Source organism: Streptomyces sp. NPDC048353, assembly GCF_055587165.1.
On record NZ_JBVJGU010000006.1, the window covers coordinates 488539 to 498489 of the forward strand.

At 69.1% G+C, this 9951-nt stretch carries 9 protein-coding genes; 7 read left to right on the plus strand and 2 right to left on the minus strand.

Annotated elements, in window-relative coordinates; all coding sequences use genetic code 11:
• Positions 1-42: 42 nt before the first annotated feature.
• From ACZ6RC_RS24120 to ACZ6RC_RS24135, 4 genes are read left to right on the plus strand one after another with little or no spacing between them, the layout of a single operon-like run.
• On the plus strand, positions 43-2265 hold the full coding sequence (locus ACZ6RC_RS24120) for a polyribonucleotide nucleotidyltransferase (RefSeq protein ID WP_391138627.1): 2223 nt from the start codon (positions 43-45) through the stop codon (positions 2263-2265).
• On the plus strand, positions 2262-3641 hold the full coding sequence (locus ACZ6RC_RS24125; protein ID WP_469586704.1) for a M16 family metallopeptidase: 1380 nt from the start codon (positions 2262-2264) through the stop codon (positions 3639-3641). Before ACZ6RC_RS24120 ends, ACZ6RC_RS24125 begins: the two co-directional genes overlap by 4 nt.
• A 16-nt stretch (positions 3642-3657) precedes the next feature.
• Positions 3658-4410: a 4-hydroxy-tetrahydrodipicolinate reductase gene (gene dapB / locus ACZ6RC_RS24130; protein ID WP_469586706.1), complete on the plus strand. Its 753-nt coding sequence runs from the start codon at positions 3658-3660 to the stop codon at positions 4408-4410.
• A 5-nt stretch (positions 4411-4415) separates the two neighbouring features.
• Positions 4416-4868, plus strand: coding sequence for a hypothetical protein (locus ACZ6RC_RS24135; protein WP_469586709.1), 453 nt, complete (start codon positions 4416-4418; stop codon positions 4866-4868).
• Here ACZ6RC_RS24135 and ACZ6RC_RS24140 read toward each other — a convergent pair.
• Both ACZ6RC_RS24140 and ACZ6RC_RS24145 read right to left on the minus strand, forming a co-directional pair.
• Positions 4858-5415 carry a hypothetical protein gene (locus ACZ6RC_RS24140; RefSeq protein ID WP_469586712.1) on the minus strand — a complete coding sequence of 186 codons (558 nt, stop codon included), beginning with the start codon at positions 5413-5415 and terminating at the stop codon, positions 4858-4860. The two genes, ACZ6RC_RS24135 and ACZ6RC_RS24140, sit on opposite strands and share 11 nt — an antisense overlap.
• Before the next feature lie 94 nt (positions 5416-5509).
• The gene (locus tag ACZ6RC_RS24145; RefSeq protein WP_391138617.1) at positions 5510-5749 is read right to left on the minus strand and encodes a hypothetical protein; all 240 of its coding nucleotides are present in this window, start codon (positions 5747-5749) and stop codon (positions 5510-5512) included.
• A gap of 186 nt (positions 5750-5935) precedes the next feature.
• Here ACZ6RC_RS24145 and thyX point away from each other — a divergent pair, with 186 nt between their 5' ends.
• The 3 genes from thyX to ACZ6RC_RS24160 all read left to right on the plus strand — a co-directional run bounded on the left by thyX (position 5936) and on the right by ACZ6RC_RS24160 (position 9590).
• Positions 5936-6673: an FAD-dependent thymidylate synthase gene (thyX, locus tag ACZ6RC_RS24150; RefSeq protein WP_391138615.1), complete on the plus strand. Its 738-nt coding sequence runs from the start codon at positions 5936-5938 to the stop codon at positions 6671-6673.
• A 178-nt stretch (positions 6674-6851) separates the two neighbouring features.
• Positions 6852-7751: a 4-hydroxy-tetrahydrodipicolinate synthase gene (gene dapA / locus ACZ6RC_RS24155; protein ID WP_391138613.1), complete on the plus strand. Its 900-nt coding sequence runs from the start codon at positions 6852-6854 to the stop codon at positions 7749-7751.
• 153 nt (positions 7752-7904) lie between these two features.
• Positions 7905-9590, plus strand: a complete 1686-nt coding sequence (locus tag ACZ6RC_RS24160) for a ribonuclease J (RefSeq protein WP_391138611.1) — start codon at positions 7905-7907, stop codon at positions 9588-9590.
• Positions 9591-9951: the final 361 nt, after the last annotated feature.

Genomic DNA, 9951 nt, shown 5'->3' on the forward strand with positions numbered 1-9951 from the left:
GGGCCGACGGACGAAAAGACGAACACGTAGGAGAAACCCATAGTGGAGAACGAGACCCACTACGCCGAGGCCGTCATCGACAACGGCACGTTCGGCACCCGCACCATCCGCTTCGAGACGGGCCGCCTGGCCAAGCAGGCCGCCGGCTCCGCCGTCGCGTACCTGGACGACGACACGATGGTCCTCTCGGCCACCACCGCGTCCAAGAAGCCCAAGGACCAGCTCGACTTCTTCCCCCTGACGGTGGACGTCGAGGAGCGGATGTACGCGGCCGGCAAGATCCCCGGCTCCTTCTTCCGCCGTGAGGGCCGGCCCTCCGAGGACGCGATCCTCACCTGCCGCCTGATCGACCGCCCGCTGCGCCCCTCCTTCAAGAAGGGCCTGCGCAACGAGATCCAGATCGTCGAGACGATCATGGCGCTCAACCCCGACCACCTGTACGACGTGGTCGCCATCAACGCCGCCTCCTGCTCCACGCAGCTGGCCGGCCTGCCCTTCTCCGGCCCGATCGGCGGCACCCGTGTCGCCCTGATCAAGGGCCAGTGGGTCGCGTTCCCGACGCACACCGAGCTCGAGGACGCCGTCTTCGACATGGTCGTCGCCGGTCGCGTCCTCGAGGACGGCGACGTCGCGATCATGATGGTCGAGGCCGAGGCCACCGAGAAGACGATCGAGCTCGTCAAGGGCGGCGCCGAGGCGCCGACCGAGGAGGTCGTCGCCGCCGGTCTCGAGGCCGCGAAGCCCTTCATCAAGGCCCTCTGCAAGGCCCAGTCGGACCTCGCCGCCAAGGCCGCCAAGCCCACCGGCGAATTCCCGGTCTTCCTCGACTACCAGGACGACGTCCTGGAGGCGCTCACCGCCGCCGTCAAGAGCGAGCTCGCCCAGGCGCTCACCATCGCCGGCAAGCAGGAGCGCGAGACCGAGCTCGACCGCGTCAAGGAGCTCGCCGCCGAGAAGCTCCTCCCGGCCTTCGAAGGCCGCGAGAAGGAGATCTCGGGCGCCTACCGCGCGCTGACCAAGAAGTTGGTCCGCGAGCGGATCATCAAGGACAAGGTCCGCATCGACGGCCGCGGCATCACGGACATCCGTACGCTCGCCGCCGAGGTCGAGGCCATCCCGCGCGTGCACGGCTCGGCGCTCTTCGAGCGTGGCGAGACCCAGATCCTGGGCGTCACCACCCTCAACATGCTCCGTATGGAGCAGCAGCTGGACACCCTCTCCCCGGTGACCCGCAAGCGCTACATGCACAACTACAACTTCCCGCCGTACTCCGTCGGCGAGACCGGCCGCGTGGGCTCGCCCAAGCGCCGCGAGATCGGCCACGGCGCGCTCGCCGAGCGCGCCATCGTGCCGGTGCTGCCGACGCGCGAGGAGTTCCCGTACGCGATCCGTCAGGTGTCCGAGGCCCTCGGCTCCAACGGCTCGACGTCCATGGGCTCCGTCTGCGCCTCCACCATGTCGCTGCTGAACGCCGGTGTGCCGCTCAAGGCCCCCGTCGCCGGTATCGCCATGGGCCTGATCTCCGAGGAGATCGAGGGCAAGACGCACTACGTCGCACTCACCGACATCCTCGGCGCCGAGGACGCGTTCGGCGACATGGACTTCAAGGTCGCCGGTACGAAGACCTTCGTCACCGCGCTGCAGCTCGACACCAAGCTCGACGGCATCCCCGCCTCGGTCCTGGCCGCCGCGCTGAAGCAGGCCCGTGACGCGCGTCTGCACATCCTCGACGTGATGAACGAGGCGATCGACGTTCCGGACGAGATGTCCCCGAACGCGCCGCGCATCATCACCGTCAAGATCCCGGTGGACAAGATCGGTGAGGTCATCGGCCCCAAGGGCAAGATGATCAACCAGATCCAGGAGGACACCGGCGCCGACATCACGATCGAGGACGACGGCACCATCTACATCGGTGCCGCCCAGGGCTCGCAGGCCGAGGCCGCCCGCGCCACGATCAACGGCATCGCCAACCCGACCATGCCGGAGGTCGGCGAGCGCTACCTGGGTACGGTCGTCAAGACCACCACCTTCGGTGCCTTCGTCTCCCTCATGCCCGGCAAGGACGGTCTGCTGCACATCTCGCAGATCCGCAAGCTCGCCGGTGGCAAGCGCGTGGAGAACGTCGAGGACGTGCTCGCGGTCGGCGCCAAGGTCCAGGTCGAGATCGCCGAGATCGACCAGCGCGGCAAGCTCTCCCTCGTCCCCGTCATGGCGGACGACGAGAACGCCGCCGAGGACACGAAGGACGACACCGACCAGTGACGTCCCGTAGTTCCGCGACGACGGCCCGCCCCTCCTCGGAGGGGCGGGCCGTCGCCCGTACCCAAACGCTTCTCCCGGGCAGGGACGGCATCGGCACGGTCCGCCGTACGACCCTCCCCGGCGGCCTCCGCATCGTCACCGAGACCCTGCCGTCCGTACGCTCCGCCACCTTCGGCATCTGGGCGAACGTCGGCTCCCGCGACGAGACGCCCACCCTCAACGGCGCCACGCACTACCTCGAGCACCTCCTCTTCAAGGGCACCGCGCGACGCAGCGCCCTCGACATCTCCGCCGCGCTCGACGCCGTCGGCGGCGAGATGAACGCCTTCACGGCGAAGGAGTACACCTGCTACTACGCGCGGGTCCTCGACACCGACCTGCCGCTGGCGATCGACGTGGTGTGCGACATGCTCACCGGCTCGCTGATCCTCCAGGAGGACGTGGACGCCGAACGCGGCGTCATCCTCGAGGAGATCGCGATGACCGAGGACGACCCCGGCGACGTCGTGCACGACCTCTTCGCCCAGACGATGTTCGGCGACACCCCGCTGGGCCGCCCGGTCCTCGGCACCGTCGACACCATCAACGCCCTCGACCGCGGCCGGATCGCCCGCTTCTACAAGAAGCACTACGACCCGACCCACCTGGTCGTCGCGGCCGCCGGCAACGTCGACCACGCCACCGTGGTGCGCCAGGTCCGCCGCGCCTTCGAGAAGGCCGGCGCCCTCACCCGTACCGACGCGGTCCCCGTCGGCCCCCGCGAGGGCCGCCGCGCCCTGCGCACCGCGGGCCGGGTCGAGGTCGTGGGCCGCAAGACCGAGCAGGCCCACGTGGTCCTCGGCATGCCGGGGCTGCCCCGCACCGACGAGCGCCGCTGGGCGCTCGGCGTCCTGAACACCGCCCTCGGCGGCGGCATGTCCTCCCGCCTCTTCCAGGAGGTCCGGGAGAAGCGCGGACTGGCCTACAGCGTGTACTCGTACACCTCGGGCTTCGCCGACTGCGGCCTCTTCGGGGTCTACGCCGGCTGCCGCCCGAGCCAGGTCCACGACGTGCTCGGCATCTGCCGGACAGAGCTGGACAAGGTGGCTTCCGAGGGCCTGACCGACGACGAGATCGGCCGCGCGATCGGCCAGCTCTCCGGCTCGACCGTCCTCGGCCTGGAGGACACCGGCGCGCTGATGAACCGCATCGGCAAGAGCGAGCTGTGCTGGGGCAGCCAGATGTCGGTGGACGACATGCTCGCCCGGATCGCCGCGGTCACCCCCGACGAGGTCCGGGAGGTCGCCCGCGAGGTGCTCGGACAGCGCCCCTCGCTGTCCGTCATCGGGCCCCTGAAGGACAAGCAGGCGGCACGCCTGCACGAATCCGTCTCCTAGAGGGAGTTTCAGAGCAATGAGCAAGCTGCGCGTGGCGGTCCTCGGAGCCCAGGGCCGGATCGGCTCCGAGGCCGTCCGGGCCGTCGAGGCCGCCGAGGACATGGAACTGGTCGCGGCCCTCGGCCGGGGCGACAAGCTGGAGACGCTCGCCGAGGCGGGCGCACAGGTCGCCGTCGAGCTGACCACCCCCGCCTCGGTCATGGAGAACCTCGACTACTGCGTGAACCACGGCATCCACGCGGTCGTCGGCACCACCGGCTGGACCGAGGAGCGCCTCGCGCGGCTGCGGACCTGGCTCGACGCCTCCCCGGAGACCGGCGTGCTCATCGCGCCGAACTTCTCCATCGGCGCCGTCCTGACCATGAAGTTCGCCCAGATCGCGGCCCCGTACTTCGAGTCGGTCGAGGTCGTCGAGCTGCACCACCCGAACAAGGTCGACGCCCCCAGCGGCACGGCGACCCGGACGGCCCAGCTGATCGCCGCGGCCCGCGCCGAGGCCGGCCTCGGCGCCCAGCCGGACGCCACCGCCACCGCCCTGGACGGCGCCCGCGGCGCCGACGTCGACGGCGTCCCGGTCCACGCCGTACGCCTGCGGGGCCTGCTGGCCCACCAGGAGGTGCTGCTCGGCGGCGAGGGCGAGACGCTGACCGTCCGTCACGACTCGCTGCACCACTCCAGCTTCATGCCGGGCATCCTCCTGGGCGCCCGCCGCGTGACCACCGCCCCGGGCCTCACCTTCGGCCTGGAACACTTCCTGGACCTGGGCTGACGGCCATGGGCGGAAAGATCACGTACTTCTTCCTCGCCACAGTCCTCGTGCTCGTCTTCGGCGTGGTGGCGATGGAGGGCGTCCTGCTCGTGCTGACCGGGGAACCGGCCGCCATGGGCATGGGCGTGGTGGCGTTCCTGCTGCCCGGCGTCGGCGGCTGGTTCCTCTGGAAGAACACCCGCTTCGCCCGCCGCGCGCAGCGGCTCGCCCAGCAGCTGGAGGCCGAGGGCGGCCTGCCGGTGGACGACCTGAAGCGCACCGCGGGCGGCCGGATCGACCGGGACTCGGCCGACGAGGTGTTCGCCAGGCGCCGCGCCGAGACCGAGGACTCCCCGGACGACTGGCGCTGCTGGTTCCGGCTCGCCGTCGCCTATCACGACGCCCGCGACACGCCGCGCGCCCGCAAGGCGATGCAGCGCGCCATCGCCCTCCACGAGGGCCGCGCGGTCAGCGCGTAGCGGTCACCGCGCCGTACTCCGCGTTCCACGCCTCGATGGTGTCCGCGGCGCGGTCGAAGGCCTCGACGCGGGACAGGAAGTCGGCATTGTGGTCGGTGAGCAGCGTGATCCGCTCACCGCCCTGCCGTACGAGGATGAGGGCCTGGCCCTGGACGGTGCGGGGGAGCCCCAGCCAGCGCACCGGCTGCTGCACCGTGCGCACGTCGCCGGCCTGCCGCCACTCCAGAGTCTTCGTCGAGAAGAACCCGACGCGCCGCAGGCCGTGGCGGCTCACCCAGGTGCCCACGCGCAGCATGCGCAGCGCACAGAGGATGATCACGGCGGCCAGCGTGAAGGTGGCCCCCGCCCCGGGCAGGGCTCCCGCCGCCGCGACGATCACCGCGGCGAAGAGCACGAACGACGCGAGGAGCAGCGCGAGCGCCGCCGCCCCCACCCGCCAGGGCCCTGGCCGGTACGGACGACGCCACTGGTCGTGGTCGTCGAACGGCAGCGCGACATCGTCGGTCGCGTCATAGGCGCGGTCGGCCGTCAGGAAGGGCAGGGGCACGACAGGTCCTCACTTACAAGCACGCTCGAAGGGGCTGTGCCCGGTGAGGCTACCCAGGGGGTCTCGACCGGGCCACCCCAGGGGGCCGAAACGATCAGCGGCCGTCGGAGGCCTCGGAGTGCTGCCGGTGGCCCTCGGCGGCGCCCGACTCCATGGCGGGCATGCCGAAGAGCAGCGACCCGACGAGACCGGCCACGACGGTCAGCCCGACCAGCGTACGGCCCGCGAGCTGGGAGACGCTGAGGCGCTCCCTCGGCGGGGGAGTGACGTTACTGCGGAAGCGGTCGGCCTCGGCCACGAACGCGAACGGAACGGGCTCTCGCCGGCTGAACATGAGGAAGCACTCCTTGGGTCTGTGGTGGGCGGTGTCACAGATACAGACGACGAAAGCGACGTCTTGGTGCCCCTTTTCCCCGAATCGACCGAACAAAGCCGTCCGGGCGGGTGCACGGGGCCCACTGTCGGTGGCTCCCCGTAAAGTGGGCGCCGCCCGTGCGACGCGATGGAAGGACACCCGCCGGTGAGCGACACCCCCGAGGACATGAAGCCCAGTTTCCGCAGCGATGTGACCGTCGAGCTGGTGAAGCACAGCGCCGCCGACACCGACGTGCTGTGGGCGGCCCGTGTCTCCACCGCCGGCGAGCAGTCCCTCGAGGAGCTGAGCAAGGACCCTGAGCGGTCCAAGGGGCTCATCAACTATCTGATGCGCGACCGGCACGGCAGCCCGTTCGAGCACAACTCGATGACCTTCTTCATCAGCGCCCCGATCTTCGTCTTCCGCGAGTTCATGCGCCACCGCGTGGGCTGGTCGTACAACGAGGAGTCGGGCCGCTACCGCGAGCTCCAGCCGGTCTTCTACATCCCCGGACAGGACCGCAAGCTGGTCCAGGAGGGCCGCCCGGGCAAGTACGTCTTCGTCGAGGGCACCGAGGAGCAGTACAAGACCGCAGGCGCCGCCATGGAGGAGGCGTACATCCAGGCGTACGAGCGGTACCAGGAGATGCTGGCCGCGGGGGTCGCCCGCGAGGTCGCCCGTGCGGTCCTGCCGGTCGGACTCTTCTCCTCGATGTACGCCACGTGCAACGCCCGCTCGCTGATGCACTTCCTCGGTCTGCGCACCCAGCACGAGCTGGCGAAGGTGCCGTCGTTCCCGCAGCGGGAGATCGAGATGGTCGGCGAGAAGATGGAGCAGCACTGGTCCCGGCTCATGCCGCTGACCTACGACGCGTTCAACAAGAACGGCCGTATGGCCCCATGAGGCACAGATGTACGAACACCTCGCGCGAAGTGTCCGTATTGCGACGTTTCACGAAGTTCATCTAGGCTGATCAAACGGACCCGGCACTGCTTGAACCCCCGAGCAGGCAGTGCCGGGCTCCTCTTCTCACGTCCCCCTAGGGGACACCGGACGCCGAGCAACGAGTAGCGTGTGACCCATGGCTCCGATCTCCACTCCGCAGACCCCCTTCGGGAGGGTCCTCACCGCCATGGTCACGCCCCTCACGGCGGACGGCGCACTCGACCTCGACGGTGCCCAGCGACTGGCCGCCCATCTGGTGGACGCAGGCAACGACGGCCTCGTCATCAACGGCACCACCGGCGAGTCCCCGACCACCAGCGACGCGGAGAAATCGGAGCTCGTACGAGCGGTACTGGAGGCGGTCGGCGACCGCGCCCACGTCATCGCGGGGATCGGCACCAACGACACCCACCACTCCGTCGAGCTGGCCCGTACCGCCGCCCGTGACGGCGCGCATGGCCTGCTCGCCGTCACGCCGTACTACAACAAGCCCCCGCAGGAGGGCCTGTACCGGCACTTCTCGGCGATCGCCGACGCCACCGAGCTTCCGGTGATGCTCTACGACATCCCTGGCCGCAGCGGCGTCCCGATCGACACCGAGACGATCGTCCGGCTGGCCGAGAACCCCCGGATCGTCGCCAACAAGGACGCCAAGGGCGACCTCGGACGCGCCAGCTGGGCCATCGCACGCAGTGGCCTGGCCTGGTACTCCGGTGACGACATGCTGAACCTGCCGCTGCTCTCCGTGGGCGCCTGCGGCTTCGTCTCGGTCGTCGGCCATGTGGTGACGCCCGAGCTCCGCGCCCTCCTGGACGCCCACCTGAACGGCGACGTCCAGAAGGCCACCGAGATCCACCAGCGGCTGCTGCCGGTCTTCACCGGCATGTTCCGCACCCAGGGCGTCATCACCTCCAAGGCCGCCCTCGCCCTCCAGGGCCTCCCGGCCGGCCCCCTGCGCCTGCCGCTCGTGGAGCTTTCCCCGGAGGAAACCGCCCAGCTCAAGGTCGATCTCGCCGCCGGCGGGGTACAGATCTGACAACGGACTTCACAACTGAATACCCGATCCGTCCGACGCGACGAGCGACACCCGACGTCCGACGTGATCTTCCGACAGACAACAGCAAGTGCACGAATGTCATGCGCGCCACGTGCCGAAGCGGTACGTGGCGCGTGTGGTGAGGAGAGTCTTTTGAGTCATCCGCATCCTGAACTCGGCGCCCCGCCGAAGCTCCCCAAGGGCGGCCTTCGCGTCACCCCGCTGGGCGGGCTCGGCGAGATCGGCCGCAACATGACGGTCTTCGAATTCGACGGCCGCCTGCTCATCGTCGACTGCGGCGTCCTCTTCCCCGAGGAGGAGCAGCCCGGCATCGACCTGATCCTGCCCGACTTCACCACGATCCGGGACCGTCTGGACCAGATCGAGGGCATCGTGCTCACGCACGGTCACGAGGACCACATCGGAGCGGTCCCGTACCTGCTCCGCCTGAAGCCGGACATCCCGCTGATCGGCTCCAAGCTGACCCTCGCCCTGATCGAGGCGAAGCTCCAGGAGCACCGGATCCGCCCCTACACCCTCGAGGTGAAGGAAGGCGACCGGGAGAACCTGGGCCCCTTCGACTGCGAGTTCATCGCGGTCAACCACTCCATCCCGGACGCGCTCGCGGTCGCCGTACGCACCCCCGCGGGTCTGGTCGTCGCCACCGGCGACTTCAAGATGGACCAGCTCCCGATGGACGGCCGGCTCACCGACCTGCACGCCTTCGCGCGGCTCAGCGAGGAGGGCATCGACCTCCTGCTGTCCGACTCGACGAACGCCGAGGTCCCGGGCTTCGTCCCGCCGGAGAAGGACATCTCCAACGTCCTGCGGAACGTCTTTGCGAACGCCCAGAAGCGCATCATCGTGGCGAGCTTCGCCAGCCACGTGCACCGCATCCAGCAGATCCTGGACGCGGCCCACGAGTACGGACGCCGGGTGGCCTTCGTCGGCCGCTCGATGGTCCGCAACATGGGCATCGCCCGTGACCTGGGCTATCTCCGGGTGCCCGCCGGCCTGGTCGTCGACGTCAAGACCCTCGACGACCTTCCGGACGACGAGGTCGTCCTCGTCTGTACGGGCTCCCAGGGCGAGCCGATGGCGGCCCTGTCCCGGATGGCCAACCGCGACCACCAGATCCGGATCGTCCAGGGCGACACCGTGATCCTGGCGTCCTCGCTCATCCCGGGCAACGAGAACGCGGTCTACCGCGTGATCAACGGCCTGAGCCGATGGGGCGCCAACGTCATCCACAAGGGCAACGCCAAGGTCCACGTCTCGGGCCACGCCTCGGCCGGCGAGCTGCTGTACTTCTACAACATCTGCAAGCCGAAGAACCTCATGCCGGTCCACGGCGAATGGCGCCACCTGCGCGCCAACGCCGAGCTCGGCGCGATGACGGGTGTCCCCAAGGACCGCATCGTCATCGCCGAGGACGGCGTGGTCGTCGACCTGATCGACGGCAAGGCCAAGATCGTCGGCAAGGTCCAGGCCGGCTATGTCTACGTCGACGGCCTCTCGGTCGGCGACGTCACGGAGGTCCACCTCAAGGACCGCCGGATCCTCGGCGACGAGGGCATCATCTCGGTCTTCGTGGTCGTGGACTCCTCCACCGGCAAGATCGTCAGCGGCCCGAACATCCACGCCCGGGGCTCCGGCATCGAGGACTCGGCGTTCAGCGCCGTGGTCCCCAAGGTCGAGGAAGCCCTCAACAAGTCCGCCCAGGACGGCGTGGTCGAGCCGCACCAGCTCCAGCAGCTCATCCGCCGCTCGGTCGGCAAGTGGGTCTCGGACACCTACCGCAGGCGTCCGATGATCCTCCCGGTGGTCGTCGAGGTCTGACCCTCGACCCCCCAACCAGGAGCGGGGCGCCTCGATTTGCATCGGGGCGCCCCGCTCCAGTACGTTTACGGCTCCGCCTGAACGGGAAGCCCGGCACCTTCGTGTGCACGAACGGGTGAACCGGGAGGGGCGGGAATTCCGACTCAGAACTTCTGATAAAGTCGGAACCGCCGGAAAGGAAAGCGCGAAAGCGAATTCCAAGAAGGCGAAACCCGCTCCAGCGGGTGGCGGAAACGGAAATCGGATCTGCTAAGCTGGAAACACGAAAGACCGAAGGGAAAAGCCCGGAGGAAAGCCCGAGAGGGTGAGTACGAAGGAAGCGTCCGTTCCTTGAGAACTCAACAGCGTGCCAAAAATCAAC

Coding starts and splice junctions, on each gene's coding strand:
- dapB (WP_469586706.1), top strand. CDS start 3,658: ATGAGCAAGCTGCGCGTGGCGGTCCTCGGAGCCCAGGGCCGGATCGGC.
- ACZ6RC_RS24135 (WP_469586709.1), top strand. CDS start 4,416: ATGGGCGGAAAGATCACGTACTTCTTCCTCGCCACAGTCCTCGTGCTC.
- ACZ6RC_RS24145 (WP_391138617.1), bottom strand. CDS start 5,749: ATGTTCAGCCGGCGAGAGCCCGTTCCGTTCGCGTTCGTGGCCGAGGCC.
- dapA (WP_391138613.1), top strand. CDS start 6,852: ATGGCTCCGATCTCCACTCCGCAGACCCCCTTCGGGAGGGTCCTCACC.